The organism is Nocardia sp. NPDC004068 (assembly GCF_042874315.1).
Taxonomy (GTDB): Bacteria; Actinomycetota; Actinomycetes; order Mycobacteriales; family Mycobacteriaceae; genus Nocardia.
In genome coordinates this window covers 40,341-57,056 of sequence record NZ_JBIAMW010000018.1, presented here as the reverse complement: position 1 = coordinate 57,056, position 16,716 = coordinate 40,341, and the positions used below count along the sequence as shown (strand labels likewise).

The 16,716-nt window shown below is 70.3% G+C and carries 18 protein-coding genes and 1 riboswitch; of the genes, 9 read left to right on the top strand and 9 right to left on the bottom strand.

Features of this window, described 5'->3' with window-relative positions; all coding sequences use genetic code 11:
• Positions 1 to 93 precede the first annotated feature (93 nt).
• Positions 94 to 894 (top strand): LLM class flavin-dependent oxidoreductase, encoded by an 801-nt coding sequence (locus tag ACFYTQ_RS32875; protein ID WP_387369334.1) that lies wholly within the window; start codon positions 94 to 96, stop codon positions 892 to 894.
• 63 nt (positions 895 to 957) lie between these two features.
• Positions 958 to 1,467: a nitroreductase family deazaflavin-dependent oxidoreductase gene (locus tag ACFYTQ_RS32870; protein WP_387369332.1), complete on the top strand. Its 510-nt coding sequence runs from the start codon at positions 958 to 960 to the stop codon at positions 1,465 to 1,467.
• A 9-nt stretch (positions 1,468 to 1,476) separates the two neighbouring features.
• On the opposite strand, the gene fgd is transcribed toward ACFYTQ_RS32870, so the two are convergent.
• Positions 1,477 to 2,484, bottom strand: a complete 1,008-nt coding sequence (gene fgd, locus ACFYTQ_RS32865) for a glucose-6-phosphate dehydrogenase (coenzyme-F420) (protein ID WP_387369330.1) — start codon at positions 2,482 to 2,484, stop codon at positions 1,477 to 1,479.
• A gap of 122 nt (positions 2,485 to 2,606) precedes the next feature.
• On the opposite strand from fgd, the gene ACFYTQ_RS32860 reads away from it, so the two are divergent.
• On the top strand, positions 2,607 to 3,365 hold the full coding sequence (locus tag ACFYTQ_RS32860) for an HAD-IIA family hydrolase (RefSeq protein WP_387369490.1): 759 nt from the start codon (positions 2,607 to 2,609) through the stop codon (positions 3,363 to 3,365).
• Position 3,366: 1 nt separating this feature from the next.
• Here ACFYTQ_RS32860 and ACFYTQ_RS32855 read toward each other — a convergent pair whose 3' ends face one another.
• The 6 genes from ACFYTQ_RS32855 to ACFYTQ_RS32830 form a co-directional block, all read right to left on the bottom strand.
• On the bottom strand, positions 3,367 to 3,813 hold the full coding sequence (locus ACFYTQ_RS32855; protein ID WP_387369328.1) for a MarR family winged helix-turn-helix transcriptional regulator: 447 nt from the start codon (positions 3,811 to 3,813) through the stop codon (positions 3,367 to 3,369).
• On the bottom strand, positions 3,810 to 4,430 hold the full coding sequence (locus tag ACFYTQ_RS32850; protein ID WP_387369488.1) for a type 1 glutamine amidotransferase family protein: 621 nt from the start codon (positions 4,428 to 4,430) through the stop codon (positions 3,810 to 3,812). Before ACFYTQ_RS32850 ends, ACFYTQ_RS32855 begins: the two co-directional genes overlap by 4 nt.
• Before the next feature lie 35 nt (positions 4,431 to 4,465).
• Positions 4,466 to 4,990, bottom strand: coding sequence for a dihydrofolate reductase family protein (locus ACFYTQ_RS32845; protein ID WP_387369326.1), 525 nt, complete (start codon positions 4,988 to 4,990; stop codon positions 4,466 to 4,468).
• 80 nt (positions 4,991 to 5,070) lie between these two features.
• On the bottom strand, positions 5,071 to 6,297 hold the full coding sequence (locus tag ACFYTQ_RS32840) for an O-succinylhomoserine sulfhydrylase (protein WP_387369324.1): 1,227 nt from the start codon (positions 6,295 to 6,297) through the stop codon (positions 5,071 to 5,073).
• Complete coding sequence (locus ACFYTQ_RS32835) at positions 6,294 to 6,710, bottom strand: rhodanese-like domain-containing protein (RefSeq protein WP_387369322.1); 417 nt, start codon at positions 6,708 to 6,710, stop codon at positions 6,294 to 6,296. The genes ACFYTQ_RS32840 and ACFYTQ_RS32835 overlap by 4 nt, the downstream gene beginning before the upstream one ends.
• A 61-nt stretch (positions 6,711 to 6,771) precedes the next feature.
• Positions 6,772 to 6,886: riboswitch (SAM riboswitch) on the bottom strand.
• A gap of 34 nt (positions 6,887 to 6,920) precedes the next feature.
• Positions 6,921 to 7,355, bottom strand: coding sequence for a hypothetical protein (locus ACFYTQ_RS32830; RefSeq protein WP_387369320.1), 435 nt, complete (start codon positions 7,353 to 7,355; stop codon positions 6,921 to 6,923).
• Positions 7,356 to 7,582: 227 nt separating this feature from the next.
• Here ACFYTQ_RS32830 and ACFYTQ_RS32825 point away from each other — a divergent pair, with 227 nt between their 5' ends.
• The 5 genes from ACFYTQ_RS32825 to ACFYTQ_RS32805 all read left to right on the top strand — a co-directional run bounded on the left by ACFYTQ_RS32825 (position 7,583) and on the right by ACFYTQ_RS32805 (position 14,241).
• Positions 7,583 to 8,974, top strand: coding sequence for an FAD-dependent oxidoreductase (locus ACFYTQ_RS32825; RefSeq protein ID WP_387369318.1), 1,392 nt, complete (start codon positions 7,583 to 7,585; stop codon positions 8,972 to 8,974).
• Between the two features lie 29 nt (positions 8,975 to 9,003).
• Complete coding sequence (locus ACFYTQ_RS32820; RefSeq protein WP_387369316.1) at positions 9,004 to 9,837, top strand: amidohydrolase family protein; 834 nt, start codon at positions 9,004 to 9,006, stop codon at positions 9,835 to 9,837.
• A gap of 74 nt (positions 9,838 to 9,911) precedes the next feature.
• The gene (locus ACFYTQ_RS32815) at positions 9,912 to 11,012 is read left to right on the top strand and encodes a CaiB/BaiF CoA transferase family protein (RefSeq protein ID WP_387369314.1); all 1,101 of its coding nucleotides are present in this window, start codon (positions 9,912 to 9,914) and stop codon (positions 11,010 to 11,012) included.
• Between the two features lie 66 nt (positions 11,013 to 11,078).
• On the top strand, positions 11,079 to 13,694 hold the full coding sequence (locus ACFYTQ_RS32810) for a LuxR C-terminal-related transcriptional regulator (RefSeq protein WP_387369312.1): 2,616 nt from the start codon (positions 11,079 to 11,081) through the stop codon (positions 13,692 to 13,694).
• Positions 13,695 to 13,875: 181 nt separating this feature from the next.
• Positions 13,876 to 14,241, top strand: a complete 366-nt coding sequence (locus ACFYTQ_RS32805; RefSeq protein WP_387369311.1) for a hypothetical protein — start codon at positions 13,876 to 13,878, stop codon at positions 14,239 to 14,241.
• A 26-nt stretch (positions 14,242 to 14,267) separates the two neighbouring features.
• Here ACFYTQ_RS32805 and ACFYTQ_RS32800 read toward each other — a convergent pair whose 3' ends face one another.
• Positions 14,268 to 14,828 (bottom strand): methylated-DNA--[protein]-cysteine S-methyltransferase, encoded by a 561-nt coding sequence (locus ACFYTQ_RS32800; RefSeq protein ID WP_387369309.1) that lies wholly within the window; start codon positions 14,826 to 14,828, stop codon positions 14,268 to 14,270.
• 37 nt (positions 14,829 to 14,865) lie between these two features.
• Positions 14,866 to 15,099 carry a hypothetical protein gene (locus tag ACFYTQ_RS32795; protein WP_387369307.1) on the bottom strand — a complete coding sequence of 78 codons (234 nt, stop codon included), beginning with the start codon at positions 15,097 to 15,099 and terminating at the stop codon, positions 14,866 to 14,868.
• A gap of 62 nt (positions 15,100 to 15,161) precedes the next feature.
• Between ACFYTQ_RS32795 and ACFYTQ_RS32790 the strand changes: the two genes are divergently transcribed.
• Positions 15,162 to 16,658 carry a PLP-dependent aminotransferase family protein gene (locus ACFYTQ_RS32790; protein WP_387369305.1) on the top strand — a complete coding sequence of 499 codons (1,497 nt, stop codon included), beginning with the start codon at positions 15,162 to 15,164 and terminating at the stop codon, positions 16,656 to 16,658.
• Positions 16,659 to 16,716: the final 58 nt, after the last annotated feature.

Below are 16,716 nucleotides of genomic sequence, written 5' to 3'. Positions count from 1 at the left end.
AGCCGATCGGACATACTTCTGCGTCAGCCGAGCATTGGCCCGCTCGAGCCCTCGCCGTAGCGTCGATCGCGAACAGGACGAAAGGTTTTCGACATGTCAGTGCGACTCGGCGCGTTCCTCCCCACCTCGACCCCGGATCCGGCCCGGCCGGTGCTCGGCGACGTACGGCTCGCGGCCCGTCTCGCCGAGGACGGCGATCTGGACTCGGTCTGGGCCACCGACCATCTGATCGCGAGCGCGCCCATGCTCGACAGCACGGTCACCCTGGCCACCGCCGCCGCGGTCACCGAGCGGATCGGCATCGGTTACGGCGTCATGCTGCTGGCGTTGCGGCCCGCGGCGTGGGCGGCCAAGGCGGTGAGTTCGCTGCAGTACGTGTCCGGCGACCGGCTGCTGCTTGGTGTGGGCACCGGCAATCCGGCGCACGGCGATATCGGCTGGCGCGCGGCCGAGCGCTCCTTCCCCGATCGGGGCCGCCGCACCGACGAGAGCCTGCGCGTACTGCCCGATCTCATCGCGGGCCGCCCGGCGACGCTGCCCGACGGCACCGAGGCGACGCTCGCGCCGGGTGCGACGGTGCCGCCGATCCTGGTGGCGGGCGACGGCTCCCGCGCGCGGCGACGGGCCGCGGAATTCGGCGACGGCTGGGTGGGGATCGGGCAGACCCCGGCGCAGGTGCGCGACGCGGCGGTCGAATTGGCCGAGCTGGCAAGCGGTTTCGGCCGTCCGGCGCCCACGATCACGATCGTCGCGTTCGGTTCGGGTGAGGTGAACGCGGCGGTCGACGAATTGGGCCGGTTCGGGGACGCCGGGGTGGAACGGGTGCTGCTGGCGGGCGGCGACGACTGGCGGGCGCACCTCGATTTCCTGGTCAAGGTGCGCGCCCAGTTGTGAAACACGTTGTATGACAATAGGTTCCGGGCAGCAAACACCGGCGCGGCCCGTAGAATACCCGCTATGACAGCACCGTTCCCGCACCGCGAATGGGGTTCGCGCACCACACCGTTCGCGCGGCTGGCGAGCCGGTTCGCGGCGACCCGGCCCGGCTCGTTCGTCGTGCGCGCGCTCACCCCGCTGGATCGGAGGGTGCTCGAGCGCACGGCGGGCCGCTACACCGTGCTCGGCCCGATCGGCGCGCCGGTCGTCCTGCTCACCACGACCGGCCGCAAATCCGGGCAGCCCCGCACCTCACCGTTGCTGTACGTGCGCGACGGGAGCGCGCTCTACGTCCTCGGCAGCAATTTCGGCCGGGCCCACCACCCCGCCTGGACGGCGAACCTGCTGGCCCGCCCCGAGGCGGTGGTGACCCTCGCCGGGGAGCGAATCCCCGTGCGCGCCAGGCTGATCGAGGACCCGGCGCGCAAGGACGAGATCTTCGCCCGCTTCGTCGACACCACCGCCGCCTACGCCGCCTACCGGGAGCGGACCACCCGGAACATGCGCCTGTTCGAACTCACCCGCGCCTGACCGCAGCGCCTACAGCGCCCGCAGCCGGGGCGCGAGATCGCGGGCGAACAGGTCCAGGAAGCGGCGCTGGTCGTGGCCCGGGGCGTGGAAGACCAGGTGGTTGAGGCCCGCGTCGACGTACGGCTTGATCTGGGCGACGGCCTCGTCCGGATCGCTGGCCACGATCCAGCGCTTGGCGATCTGCTCGATCGGCAGCGCGTCGGCGGCGGCCTCCATCTCGATCGGGTCGGTGATGGAGTGCTTCTGCTCCGGGGTCAGCGACAGCGGGGCCCAGAACCGCGTATTCTCCAGCGCCAGTTCGGGATCGGTGTCGTAGGAGATCTTGATCTCGATCATCCGATCGATGTCGGCGAGGGTGCGCCCGACCTTCTCCGCGCCTTCCTTCACCGCGGGCATGAGCTTGTCGGTGTAGAGGTCCATGCCCTTGCCGGAGGTGCAGATGAATCCGTCGCCCGCGCGGCCCGCGTACTTGGCCACCAGCGGGCCGCCCGCGGCGATGTAGATCGGGATGCCGCCCTTGGGCACGTCGTAGATGGACGCGCCGAGGGTGTGGTAGTACTGCCCCTCGTAGTCGGTGCGGTCACCGGTCCACAGCGCCCGCATCAGGTCCACGGCCTCGCGCAGCCGCGCGAACCGCTCCTTGAACTCCGGCCAGTCGCCCTTGTACCCGGTGGCGATCTCGTTGAGCGCCTCCCCCGTGCCGACGCCGAGCATGATGCGGTCGGGGTAGAGGCAGCCCATGGTCGCGAACGCCTGCGCGACCACGGCCGGGTTGTACCGGAAGGTGGGGGTGAGCACCGAGGTGCCCAGCTGGATCCGCTTGGTGCGCTCGCCGACCGCGGTCATCCAGGCCAGCGAGAACGGGGCGTGCCCGCCCTTGTGCCGCCAGGGCTGGAAGTGATCGCTGACGGTGGCGCTGTCGAGCCCGTGTTCCTCGACGGACACGGCCAGCTCCACGAGTTCCCGAGGTCCGAACTGTTCCGCCGACGCCTTGTACCCGAGCTTGAGGTCACTCACTGCGCCACTCCTTAAGGTTCGCCTGTCGCTGTCTTCGACCTTAGGCCGCCGTCCGAATCGTCGCATGTACCGTGGGCTGTGTGACCGCCGAAGACGAGCCGATCCTGTCCTATCTGACCGATATGGACGGTGTGCTGGTGCACGAGGACCACCTGGTCCCGGGCGCGGACAAGTTCCTGGCCGAACTCCAGTCCAACGACATCCCCTTCCTGGTGCTCACCAACAACTCCATCCGCACCCCGCGCGATCTCCAGGCCCGGCTGCGCCACACCGGCCTGGACATCCCGCCGGAGGCGATCTGGACCTCGGCGCTGGCGACGGCGACCTTCCTCGACGAGCAGAAGCCGGGCGGCACGGCCTACGTGGTCGGCGAATCCGGCCTGACCACCGCGCTGCACGAGATCGGCTACGTGCTCACCGACAGCGATCCGGACTACGTGGTGCTCGGCGAGACCCGTACGTACTCGTTCGAGGCCATCACCACGGCCATCCGATTGGTCGATCGGGGCGCGAGTTTCATCGCCACCAACCCGGATCCGACCGGGCCGTCGCGCGAGGGCCTGCTGCCCGCGACCGGTTCGGTGGCCGCGCTGATCACCCGGGCCACCGGTAAGGACCCGTACTACGTGGGCAAACCCAATCCGCTGATGATGCGGTCGGCGCTGCGGCGGATCGGCGCGCACTCGCAGTCGACGGTGATGATCGGCGACCGGATGGACACCGATGTGATCGCCGGACTCGAGGCGGGGATGCGGACCATCCTGGTGACCTCCGGCATCTCCAGCCGAAACTCGTTGGCGGCCTTCCCGTATCGGCCGACCACGGTGATCGAGTCGGTGGCCGATCTGGTGGGCCGCACCACGAATCCGTTCTCCGCCTAGGCTATTCGGCCTCGAGGTCGTCCAGCGCGGCCGAGAGCGTGGTCAACGCGGCGACGACGCGTTCGAATTCGGCCTCGCCCAGCCGGTCCGCGAGCCGCTTCGCGAGTTTCGCGTGGCCGGGGCCGATGCGCGCATTCGCCGCGCGCCCGGCCTCGGTGATCGCGACCAGTTTGGCGCGGCGGTGCGCCGGATTGGGCCGGTACTCGGCCAGACCCTTGTCCACCAGCAGATCCGCGATGCGCTGCACGCTCTGCCGGGTGATGCCCATGGCGCGGGCGATCCCGGCCACCGGCAGCGGTTCGTGCAGGACCGCGCCGAGCACCTGCCACCACGCCGCGGTGATCCCGGCGGGGCGCGCCAATTCCTCGGCGATGGTGAGGAATTGGCCGTTCAGCTTGAACGTGGTGATCGCGGCGGTGCTGAACAGCGCCTGCTGGGCACGGCTCATCGGCGCGACTCGTAGTCGGCGAGCGCGTAGAAGCCCGCCGCGTCGTTGTGGCCGTACAGGTCGTACCAGGCGTCGAGCACCCGCGGCTCGTAGAGATCCAGGCGCGCGGCGATCGCGCGGGCGAACTCCACCGGTTTGGTGCCCGAGGCGGTGATCAGGTCGCCGTCGCACACCGCGGGTTCGGCCACGTATCGGGCCGCGCCCGAATATCCGCTGGCGGCAAGGAATTCCGCGGCGTTGCTGGTGTGGTCGCGGTCGTCGAGCAGGCCCTCGCGGGCCAGCCCGAAGGTGGCGCCGCAGATCGCGGCGACCGGCACCCCGGCGTCGAGGAATTCGCGGGCCTTGCGCCCGAACGCGGCGAGTTCACCGGTCACCCAGGTGTCGGAGCCGGGCAGGAGCAGCAGGGCGCTGTCGGCGGGGGCGAGCTCGTCGAGCGCGAGATCGGGGAGCACGCGCAGCCCGCCCATCGAGGTGACCGGTTCCCGGCTCGGGCCCACGGTCACGACCCGCCAGCTGCCCGGTTCACGCTGCCACAGGCCCCGGTTGATCTGCGCGGTGACGTAACCCGGCTCCCAGTCGGCGAAGGTGTCGTACACGGCCACATGCGCTGTTCTCATCATGACAGTATCCTGTCATATTTGACAGAATGCTGTCAACGGCGGACGCGGTAGACGATCTCCACCGAACCGCCGGGCAGCGGCCGCGAGCTCTCGAACTCCAGCCCGGTCTCCGGATTCAGCGAATCCGTCAGGCGCATACCGCCGCCCACGAAGAACGGCAGGACCACGAGTTCGAACTTGTCCAGCACGCCGAGCGCGCGATAGGTCTCGATGGTGGCGGGGCCGCCGATGAGGTGGACGTCGCCGCCCTGGTTGTCGGCCTTCAGCCGCTCCAGCAGCCGCACCGGATCGCTGTCGAAGGTCACGTCGTCGGGCGTGCCCGCGGGTCGCTCCGAGCCGAGCACGTACACCCGCAGATCGGGCCACGGCCAGCGGTCGGCGGTGAGCGCGGGGACGAAGGTGGTGCTGCCCATCAGCGCCGCCTCACAGGTGCGCAGGAACTCCGCGATGCCGTGACTGCCCGGGCCGTGGGTCGGATCGATCACCTGCGGCGGCCATCCGTCGGGGGTGGTGATGTAGCCGTCGGCCGAGATGCACAGGCGGGCCATGATCTGCATGGGAACGTCCTTTTCCTAGGGGTCACGGAAAAGGACGACGCCGCCCGCCGGAACTCATCGGCGGGCGGCGTCCGGGAAACTCAGGCCAGGGCCTGCTCGAGATCGCGCAGCAGATCCTCGACGTCCTCGAGGCCGACCGAGACGCGCACCACGCCGTCCGTGATGCCCACGGCCGCACGGCCTTCCGGCCCCATCGCCCGATGCGTCGTGGTGGCCGGATGCGTGATGAGGGTCTTGGCGTCGCCCAGATTGTTGGAGATATCGATGACGCGCAGCCGGTTGAGCACCTCGAAGGCGCGCTTCTTGGCCGCGCCCTCGCCCGCGCCGTCGCCGACCGCGAGTTCGAAGGTGACGACGGTGCCGCCGCCCGACATCTGCTCGCGGGCCAGCTCGTACTGCGGATGTGATTGCAGGAACGGGTATTTCACCCAGGCCACGGCCGGATGCCGCTCCAGGAACTCGGCGATCCGCAGCGCGGAGGACACCGAGTGCCGCACCCGCAGGGGCATGGTCTCGAGGCCCTTGAGCAGCGTCCACGCGTTGAACGGGCTGAGCGCCGGACCGGTATGGCGCATCAGCGTTTTCACCGGGCCGTCGATGTAGTCGCGCGGGCCCAGGATCGCGCCGCCGAGCACCCGGCCCTGGCCGTCGATGTGCTTGGTGCCCGAGTACACCACGACGTCCGCGCCCAGGTCGAGACTGCGTTGCAGCAGCGGGGTGGCGAAGACGTTGTCCAGCACCACCTTCGCGCCCGCGGCGTGCGCGAGGTCGGCGACCCGGCGCACGTCGACGAGGGTCTGCATGGGATTGGAGGGCGTCTCGAAGAACACCGCCCGCGTGGGCTTCGACAGCGCCTCCTCCCACTGCGCGATGTCCTCGCCGTCCACGAACACCGTCTCCACGCCCCAGCGCGGCAGGATCTCGTTGCAGACCACGAAGCACGAGCCGAACAGGCTGCGCGCGGCGACGAGGCGATCGCCGTTGCCCAGCAGCGCGCCGAGCGCGACGAAGACCGCGGCCATCCCGCTGGCGGTCGCGAAACACGCCTCGGCGCCCTCGATCTGCCGCATCCGCTCCTCGAACATGGCGACAGTGGGGTTGCCGTAGCGCGAGTAGACGAAGTGCTCGATATCGCCGGTGAACGCGGCCTCGGCCGCCTCGGCGCTCTCGTAGACGAAGCCGGAGGACAGGTACAGCGCCTCGGCGGTCTCCTCGAATCCGGAGCGGCGCAGCCCGCCGCGCACGCTGATCGTCGCCGGGCCGACGCCCTCGGGCAGGGGACGGTCGAACGCCCCGCCGCTGATCACGACTGCCTCCAGGGCAGGCCGCGGGCGCGCCAGCCCGCGCCGCCGCGATGGCCGTTCGCGTCGAGCGGTCCCTCGAAGCCCTCGAGCACGTTGTAGGCAGGGGTGAAGCCCGCAGCGGTGGCCGCCTCGGCCGCGCCGATGGATCGCTGGCCCGAGCGGCACAGGAAGATCACCGGGGCGTCGTCGGGGCGATCGCCGAGCACCTGCTTCAGCTGATCGACGAAACGCGGATTGCGCGAACCGGTTCCGTCGACCCATTCGATCAGGGCCGTCGGCCGGTCGATTCCGCTGGTGTCGGGTACGCCGACGAACCGCCATTCGGCGTCGGTGCGCACATCGACGAGAACCGCGTTCGCGTTGTCGCGCAACAGGTCCCACGCCTGCTGCGGATCGATGTCACCCGCGTAGCTCATGACCGTGCCTCACCGGGACAGCGGCGACTCTGCTCGTTCATCCGAATCGAACCTCCTCGAGAATCCACGCTTGCCGCGCCGGGATTCGACGCGTGCCAGGTCGTCACCCGGAGCACCCCACCGCGGAGGAGGGTTGCCGGCCAGCGAGCCGGGGCTTGGCGCTGGCGCTCATGACCTCCGAAGCAGAGTGCCTGGTCAGCGGGTCGCATGTCAAACGTTGCAGACGAGCCAATGATCGCCCGCGCGGACCAGGTTCCAGGTCGCGGTCCGCTCCCGGCCGTCGACGCGGCTGGTCACCGTGGCCCGCGCGCGGTCGCCGTCGATGACGGTGTCGCGCACGCCCGCGATCTCCACGTGCTTGCCCACCGCGTCCGGTCCGAGCGGCGACTTGGCGGCGTCGAATTCGGCGCAGGCCGTGGTGGCCCGGCGCTTCGCGTCCGAATCCGCTTGCGCGGTCGCGAAATTGCGCGCCGCGATCGCGACCCGGTCGGAATCTGTGACATTGTTCTCAGCCGGGCGCAGCACGGCCAGCAGCACGATGCCGACGATCACCAGCACCGCGAGCACGGCCGCGGCGATGAACGGGACCGGCGAGCGAGTGGTCTCGCGCTGGTCGATCGGAGTCGGCTCGACGGCATCGGTCATGCGCCCATCATCGCCGGTCGCCCCCAGTGTCCGGAATCACACTCGAATTACCCGACGCGGACCGGGAATATCGGCCATAGCTGCCACCGATAGAATCGCTGGAACCCCGAGGCAGCATCGCCGGGGACGCAGGGGCAGGATCCCGGACCGCACGTCAACTTAGCCTAAGCTAAGAAAGACGGCTAAGACATGACGACAGAGTTCTCGACCAGAGGGTGCGCGTAGATATGACCGAACACAGTGCAGCGAACCGCCCACTGCGCATCGCGATCGTGGGCGCCGGACCGGCCGGAATCTACGCCGCCGACGCGTTGATGAAGTCCGACGCCGAGGTGAGCATCGACCTGTTCGAACGGATGCCCGCGCCGTTCGGGCTGATCCGCTACGGCGTGGCGCCGGACCATCCGCGGATCAAGGGGATCATCACCGCCCTGCACAAGGTGCTCGACAAGGAGCAGGTGCGGCTGCTGGGCAACATCGACTACGGCAGCGACATCACCCTCGAGGAGTTGCGCCGGTTCTACGACGCGGTGATCTTCTCCACCGGCGCCAACGCCGACCGCGATCTGCGCGTGCCGGGTATCGAGCTGGACGGCTCCTACGGCGCGGCGGACTTCGTGTCCTGGTACGACGGGCATCCCGACGTGCCGCGCGAGTGGCCGCTGGACGCGGAGAAGGTCGCGGTCCTCGGCGTCGGCAACGTGGCCCTGGACGTGGCGCGCGTGCTGGCCAAGACCGGCGACGAGCTGCTGCCCACCGAGATCCCGCCGAACGTGTACGAGGGCCTGCGCGCCAACAAGGCGATCGAGGTGCACGTGTTCGGCCGCCGCGGTCCGGCGCAGGCCAAGTTCACCCCGCTCGAACTGCGCGAACTCGACCACTCCCCGACCATCGAGGTGATCGTCGACCCCGAGGACATCGACTACGACGAGGGTTCCGAGGCGGCGCGGCGGCACTCCAAGCAGGTCGACATGGTCTGCAACACGTTGGAGCAGTGGGCGATCCGCGATGTCGGCGACCGCCCGCACAAGCTGTTCCTGCACTTCTTCGAGGCGCCCGCCGAGGTGCTCGGCGACGAGTCGGGCAAGGTCGTGGGCCTGCGCACCGAGCGCACCCAGCTCGACGGCACCGGCAACTGCAAGCCCACGGGCAAGTTCACCGAGTGGGACGTGCAGGCGGTGTACCGGGCGGTGGGCTACCTGTCGCAGAACATCCCGCAGCTGCCCTTCGACGGACAGGCCGGGACCGTGCCGAACGAGGCGGGCCGGGTGCTGTCGAACGAGGACGCCGACGGCGACGGCCGCTACCTGCCCGCGACCTACGTGACGGGCTGGATCAAGCGCGGCCCGGTCGGCCTCATCGGCCACACCAAGGGCGACGCCAACGAGACCATCGCCTGCCTGCTCGACGACGCCCCGAACTTCACCCCGGCCCCCGAGCCGGATCCGGACGCGGTCACGAAGTGGCTGGAGGACAAGGGAATTCCGTTCACCACCTGGGCGGGCTGGTACCGCCTGGACGCGCACGAGCGCTCGCTGGGCGAACCGCAGGGCCGCGAACGGGTCAAGGTCGTCGAACGCGAGGACATGCTGCGCGCCAGCGAGCCGCACAAGGTGTGACCCCGTGACCGCCGAGGCATGCTGAGCACGTGTTCGACACCCACCTCCACATCATCGATCCGCGCTTCCCGCTGATCGAGAACGAGGGCTACCTGCCTCGGCCGTACACCATCGCCGACTATCGAAAACGCATGGCGCGCTTCGAGATCGACGGCGGCGCCGTGGTCAGCGCCTCGTTCCAGGGCGCCGACACCGCGTTCATGATCGCGGCGCTGGCCGAACTCGGGCCGAACTGGGTCGGGGTGATCAACCTGCACCCCGACGCCACCGACGAGCAGATCGTGGAGCTCGATCGGGCGGGCGTGCGCGCGCTGCGGTTCAACCTCAAGCGGGCCGCGGGCGATATCGTCGCGCTGACCCGGCAGGCGCTGCGCGCGCACGCGCTGGTGGGCTGGCATGTGGAGCTGTACATCGACGGGTCCATGCTGGGCTCGCTCGAACCGGTCATCTCGAAGTTGCCCGCGCTGTCGATCGATCACCTGGGCATGTCCGACGTCTGCCTGCCCTATTTGCTGGATCTGGTCGATCGCGGGGCGCGGGTCAAGGCGTCGGGGTTCGGCCGGGTCGCGATGGATGTGCCGAACGCGTTGCGGCGCATCCACACCGTGAATCCGGACGCGCTGATGTTCGGCTCCGACCTGCCCGGCAACCGGGCGGGGCGGCCGTTCCGGGACGCCGATGTGGCGATCATCGCCGACGCGGTCGGGACCGATATGTACAAGGTGCTCGACGACAACGCCCGCGCGTTCTATCGGCTGCCGCTGAAAGCCCGCCCGGTCCACGGGGATTCGGCCCCCACCCTGCGGTTGGACCGTTCCCAGCTGCCGCCGGGCGACACCCGACCGCTCCCGGTGATCGAATAGGGCCGGTGCCGAACCGGCCGGGCACCCCTTATTGTCGTACTGACAACAGGATCGACGACGAACCGAGGTAGGGCGTGAGCACTCCATCCACCGCCACCAAGCAGGGCCCGCTCGTGGGCATTCGGGTTGTTGAACTGGCGGGCATCGGCCCGGGGCCGCACGCGGCGCTGCTGCTCGCCGATCTGGGGGCCGACGTGGTGCGGGTGCAGCGGCCCGGCCTGTTGCCCGGCTTCATGGAACGCCCGCAGTGGCGGGGCCGGACCATCGTCGAGGCGAATCTGAAGGATCCGGCCGAGATCGAGCGCGTGCTCGGGCTGGTCGACAAGGCCGATGTGCTCATCGAGGGTTTCCGGCCGGGCGTCACCGAGCGCATGGGCCTGGGCCCGGACGTGGTCCTCGACCGCAATCCGCGCCTGGTGTACGGGCGGATGACGGGTTGGGGTCAGGACGGCCCGCTGGCCGACCGGGCCGGGCACGACATCAACTACATCTCGCTGACCGGTGTGCTCAACGCGATCGGGCACCGCGGCGAGCGGCCGGTGCCGCCGCTGAACATGGTCGGCGACTTCGGCGGCGGCTCGATGTTCCTGGTCTTCGGCATCCTGGCCGCGCTGGTGGAACGGCAGTACTCCGGCAAGGGGCAGGTCATCGATGCCGCGATGATCGATGGCGCGCTGGCGTTGTCGCACATGATCTGGGGCATGAAGGGCATGGGCCTGTGGTCCGACGAGCGCGGCAGCAACCTGCTCGACACCGGCATGGCCTTCTACGACACCTACGAGACCGCCGACGGCAAGTACATGGCCGTCGGCGCGATCGAACCGCAGTTCTACGCCGAACTGCTGAAGGGCCTCGAGATCGAGCCCGAGGGTCTGCCGCACCAGATCGACCCGAACGGTCAGGAGCAGCTGCGCAAACTGTTCGCCGAACGGTTCAAGACCCGTACCCGGGACGAGTGGGCGGCCGTGTTCGAGGGCACCGACGCCTGCTGCACGCCGGTGCTCACCCTGTCCGAGGCCGAGCGGAACGCGCACATCGTCGCGCGCACGGGGCTGATCGAGATCGATGGCGTCGTGCAGCACGCGCCCGCGCCGCGGTTCTCCCGCACCCCGGGCGGCGTGCCGACCCCGCCGCCGTCCGAGGCCACCCCGATCGACCAGGTCTGGGCCTCGTAAGCGCTTGTTACCCATCGGTGTTGGTTCGCGCGGCCGGCGCTCACCGGGGCCACTAGAGTGAGTCGTATGGCTCGCAACTGGCCGATGATCGAGCGCGCGGGGCACCTCGAGTCGATTCGGGCGGCCCTCACCGGTCCCGAATTCGTCGGCGCGGTCCTCACCGGGGACGCCGGGGTGGGCAAGACCACCCTGGCACGGCAGGCCACCGCCGCGCTGGGCGCGAACGTGCGCTGGGTGGCGGGCACCGAATCGGCGCGCAGCATTCCGCTCGGGGTGTTCGCGCACATGGTCGGGGTCTACACCGCGCACGATCCGGTCACGTTCATGGCGGCCGCGCGCGAGGCGCTGCTCGCCGACGGCGAGGTGATCATCGGCGTCGACGACGCGCATCTGCTGGATCAGTTGTCGGCGACGCTGCTGTTGCAGCTGGCGATCGACAAGGCCGCCCGGATCGTGTGCACGGTCCGCAGCGGGGTCTCGGTGCCCGACGCGGTGACCTCACTGTGGAAGGACGGTCATCTGCTGCGCATCGACCTGCGGCCGTTCACCGAACGGCAGAGCGTCGAACTCGTCGAATCCATGCTGGGCGGGCAGTTGGAGGGCTTCACCGCCAATCTGATGTGGGAGTCCTCCGGCGGCAACGCGCTGTTCCTGCGGCATCTGGTCGAGGGCGCGCTGGAGGCGGGCACGCTGCGGCAGGTCAACGGGGTGTGGCAGCTGCGCGGGCGGGCCGCGGTCACCTCGGAACTGGCCGCGCTGCTGGAGGATCGGGTCGAGCAGCTGCCGGAGGCGGTGCTGCGGGTGCTGGAGCTGCTGACCTTCTGCGAGCCGATCGATCTGGACGTGCTGGCCGAGTTGGCCGGTGAGGAGGCGGTCGAGTCGGCCGAATCGCGCGGCGTGGTGCGGATCGTGGAGAACGGGCATCAGCTGCTGGTGCGCTACAACCATCCGCTGTTCGGTGAGGTCATCCGCCGGCGGCTGGGCATCGCGTCGGCGCGGCGGCTGCGCGGGCGGCTGTACTCCTCGCTCAAGGAGCGGCCGGTGCGGTCGGCGTCGGATCGCATCCGGTTGGCCGAATTGGCTTTGGACAGCGACAAATCCGCGGATCTGGAGCTGTTCGTGGCGGCGTCGGAGGACGCGATCGGGCTGGCCAACATTCCGCTGGGCGAGCGGTTCGCGCGCGCGGCGGTCGAGCGGCGCGGCGGGGTGGAGGCGGCGGATCTGCTGGCCCGCGCGCTGCTGTGGCAGGGGCATCGGATCGAGGCCGAGCGCACCCTCGCCAGTTTCGATCCCGATCAGCTCAACGAGGTGCAGCTGGCCCGCTGGGGCAGCACCCGGGTGGCGAATCTGTTGTGGGCCATGGGCGATGCGGACCGGGCCGACGAGGTGCTGGCGCTGGTGCGCGGCCGGGTCACCCATCCGAAGATCGCGCTGACCCTGACCGGACTGGCGTCGGCGTGCGCGGTCAACGAGAACCGGGTCGACGACGCGATCGCCGACGCCGAACAGGTGATGTCGAGCGCGGACGCGCCGCCGTGGGCGGTGTGGTGGGCCTCGTTCGGCGGCGGGCTGGCCCTGGCGCTGACCGGGCGCGCCGAACGGGCGCGGGCCTACGCCGACCGCGGGCACGAGGTCGAGTCGCACATCGACGGGCTCAACCGCTTCATGTCCACCCACGCCGAGGTGCTGGCCCTGACCTTCACCGGCGATCTGGCCGCCGCTCGCCGGTGCGCCAGTGGCTATTTCGGCTACTCCGCGCCGGGACAGTATCTGGCCTGGGGCTTTTCGCGCATTCTCCAGGGCACGGTGGACGTGGCGCAGGGACGGTTCCCCGACGGCATCGAGAATCTGGAGCAGGCGTTGGCCGCGCTGCACGCCGAGGGCGCGGCGGCCTGGATGTTCCCCGCGAGAATCCGCCTGGCCGAGGCGTATTCGGCCCTGGGGCGCGCGGCGGAGGCCGCCGAGTCCATCGCCGAGGCGGTGGCGCGCGGCGGTCGGCACAGCGCGGTGTACGAACCGCAGTTGCAGATCGCGCGGGCCTGGCAGGCCGCCGCCGAGGGCACCGTCAGCCCCGCCGTGCGCACGGCGCTCGAGGCCGCCGACGCGGCGGGCGCGGCGCATCAGCACGCGATCGAGGCGATGGCCCTGCACAGCGCGGCGCGCTTCGGCGAGCACGGCGTGGCGGATCGGCTCCGCGACTTGGCCTCCCGGGTCGACGGGCGGCTGGTGCAGCTCCAGGCCCGGCACGCGGTCGCGCTGGCGGCGGGCGACGGTGGCGAATTGGATTCCGTCGCAAGCGAATTCGAGGAGATCGGGGTCCTGTTGTCGGCCGCGGACGCGGCGGCCCAGGCGGCGTCGGCCCACGACCGTTCGGGAGATCGCCGCCGATTACTCGAGTCGGCCGCCACCGCCAGCCGCCTGGCCGCGGCCTGCGGCGGCGCGAGCACCCCCGCCCTGCGCCAATCCGCCCAGCCGTTGCCGCTCACCGCCCGCGAACGCGAGATCGCGAACCTGGTCGCGGCCGGGCTGAGCAACCGGCAGATCGCCGACCGCCTCACGGTATCGGTGCGGACGGTGGAGGGGCATCTGTATCGCGCCTGCATCAAGCTCGATGTCACTGATCGGGAGGCGTTGGCGGAGCTCATGCGGGGCGGGTCGGCGGGCGGAAAGGCCCGGGGCTGAGGGGCCGACGGAGCGCTGGAAGGCTCCGGTTCTCGGGATCGCTGGATCGAATGCGCCTGCGGGGCATCGCGAGTGGCGGGAGGGGATGGCTGTGGGGAGGATCGCCGACTACGATGCACTCGGGCGGCGGACCGTCGCCGTTGCTGTTCTGCGGATCCCCAGGGAGGGTGGTGGTCTCGACATGAGGCGTCGGAGTCGGAGCACGCGGGGCGGGATTCGCGTCGGCCTGATCGCGGTTCCCTTCGCGATCGCGGTGGGCTGCACGGGGATCGCGCTGGCCGAACCCGGTCCGGTTCAGCCCGGTGTCACGGCACCGGCCACGCCCGACAACGAGGAACACGCCGAACTGCGGGCCGCCACTCCGCCTGCGCCCGCCCAGGCGCCGCGACCGCGGCCGTCCACGCCGGAGAAGACCGAGACGCCGCCCCCGCCGAATCCGCACAGCATCCGCATCGGGGATTCCGAGGTGCCGGTGCCGGAGTTCGTGCCGGACGCGGTGGTCGACGGGTTGCAGAACGCCATTCCGGGGAATCCGCCCAAGCAGTAGGCGAATCCGCGGGCTCGGTGGGCGGGTCAGAACAGCGTCGGCTCGCCGAAGCCCGGGGTGCGCTCGATCTCGAGCAGGCGTTCCTTGGTGGTCAGTCCGCCCGGAGCGGAGAAGCCGTGCAGGGCGTGGTCGGCGGCCAGGACTCGGTGACACGGCACGATCAGCGGAATCGGATTGCGGCCCAAGGTCTGTCCGACCGCCTGGGCGGCGTGCGGATGGCCGATGCGGGCCGCGACCTGACCGTAGCTGAGGGTGCGGCCGGGGTCGATGGCTCGGGTGACGCGGTAGACGGCGCGGTCGAATTCGGGAATTCCGCTGTGGTCCAAGGGAATCGCGCGCAGGTCGTGCAGGGCGCCGGTCAGGTGGGCGCGGGCCTGCGCGACGGCGTCGGCGATGACGCCGGTCGGCTCGGTCTCCCGGACCGCGCGGCCGCGGTGGCGGCGCAGCGCGGCCGCGCGGGTGGCCTCGGGCGTGGACTCGGGCAGCAGGAACCGCACCACACCGGCATCGGTCCAGACCAGGGCGCAGGGGCCGATGGCGGTGTCGAAGAGGGCGGCCGAGAGGTCCGGCCGGTCCGGTTCGGGCATGAGGCCAGTGTGCACCACGGGACCGACAAGTTCGGAATCAACGGTCCAGTTTCGCGAAAGTGGACTCCTCCGCCAGTCGGGCACTGACCGCCGACAGATCCGAATACTGGCGTTGCCGTTCGTAGTACGACATCGACCAGTCGGCCATCGGCGCATGTGGACGATACTTTTCCAGGAGTTCCGCGACCCGCTCACCCCGCTTCGGGGCATAGCGGTGCACGAGCACGGCGAAGGTCACGACGACGATGAGGGCGGCGAGGAAGGACAGCATGGCTCTCGCGATGCGCCGGATTGGACTTGAAATACATATCCAGCACCCCGATACTGGACCGCATGGCTACACGAGTGATCAGCGCCGCCACCCTCACCCGGGATCTGGGCCGCTGGCGGCACGACGACGCGGACGAGTCGAACGCCCGGCGTTCGGCCCGCCCCGCGTATCTGGCGCTGGCCGAGGGCATTCGGCTGCTGATCCACGACGGGCGCGCCCCGCTGGGTGTCGCGCTGCCCAGCGAGCGTGATCTGGCCGGGACGCTGGGCGTCAGCCGGACCACCGTGACCTCGGCCTATGCCCTGCTGCGCGAGCACGGCTATCTGGTGAGCAGGCAGGGTTCGCGCAGTACGGTCGCGCTGCCCGCGACGGTCAGCCACGACGGGACCAAGCCGACCCGCGGCATTCTCGCCATGATGCCGCCGAGCGAGCTGCCCACGATCGATCTCACCTACGCCGCCATGTCCGCGCCGCCGGAGATGACCGAGGCGTATACCGCCGCGCTGCAAGGACTTCCGATCTATCTCGGCACGCACGGCATGGATCCGGTGGGGGTGCTGACGCTGCGGGAGGCCGTCGCGCGGCGCTACACCGAACGCGGGCTGCCGACCGAGCCGGACCAGATCCTGATCACCCTCGGCGCGCAGCACGGTCTACGGCTGCTGCTCAATGTGCTCACCGCCCCGGCCGAACGGGTGCTGATCGATCATCCGACGTATCCCAACGCCATCGAGGCCATTCGCGATGTCGGCGCGCGCCCGGTGCCGGTGCCGCTGCGGCCCGAACATCCCGAGGCCGGCTGGGATCTCGACGGAATCCGCAGTGCCGCACGGCAAACCGCGGCCAGCACCGCCTATCTCGTGCCCGACTTCAACAATCCGACCGGGCTGCTGATGGACGCCGAGTCCCGCGCCGAACTGGCCGCTATCGCCCGGGAGACGCGGATGACGGTGATCGTGGACGAGTCCATGGTCGATCAGCAGCTCGACGGCGAGGCGCCGCCACCGGCCGCCGCGTTCGCGCGCGGGTCGGAGATCGTCACCATCGGTTCGGCGTCCAAGTCGTTCTGGGGCGGCCTGCGGGTGGGTTGGATCCGTACCAATCCCGCACTGATCACGAAGCTGCTCGGCACCCGCTCCAGCATGGACCTCGGCACCCCGGTCATGGACCAGCTGGCCACGGGTCATCTCCTCGCCCACGCCGACACCATCCTGGCCCGCCGCCGCGACCAATTGCGTTCGCGCCGAACGGCTCTGCTCGACGCGCTCGCCGAGGAACTGCCCGACTGGCGCGCCGTCGAGGGCGCGGGCGGCATGTCCCTGTGGGTCCAACTCCCCGCCCCCGTCTCCACCTCCCTCGCCGCCACCGCCCCCAACCACGGCGTCCTGCTCGCCGCGGGCCCCCGCTTCGGCGTCCAGGGCGCCTTCGAACGCTTCCTCCGCCTCCCCTTCACCCACGAGGAATCCGACCTCCGCCTCGCGGTCAAATCCATAGCCACCACCTACGCGGCCCTCTCCCCCCACACCACCGACCCCCTCACCCCCCTCACCTGCTACTGACCCCAGGCACGGCAACCCAGCCGCACCCCTCACCCTGCTACCGCCCCCAGGCACGGCA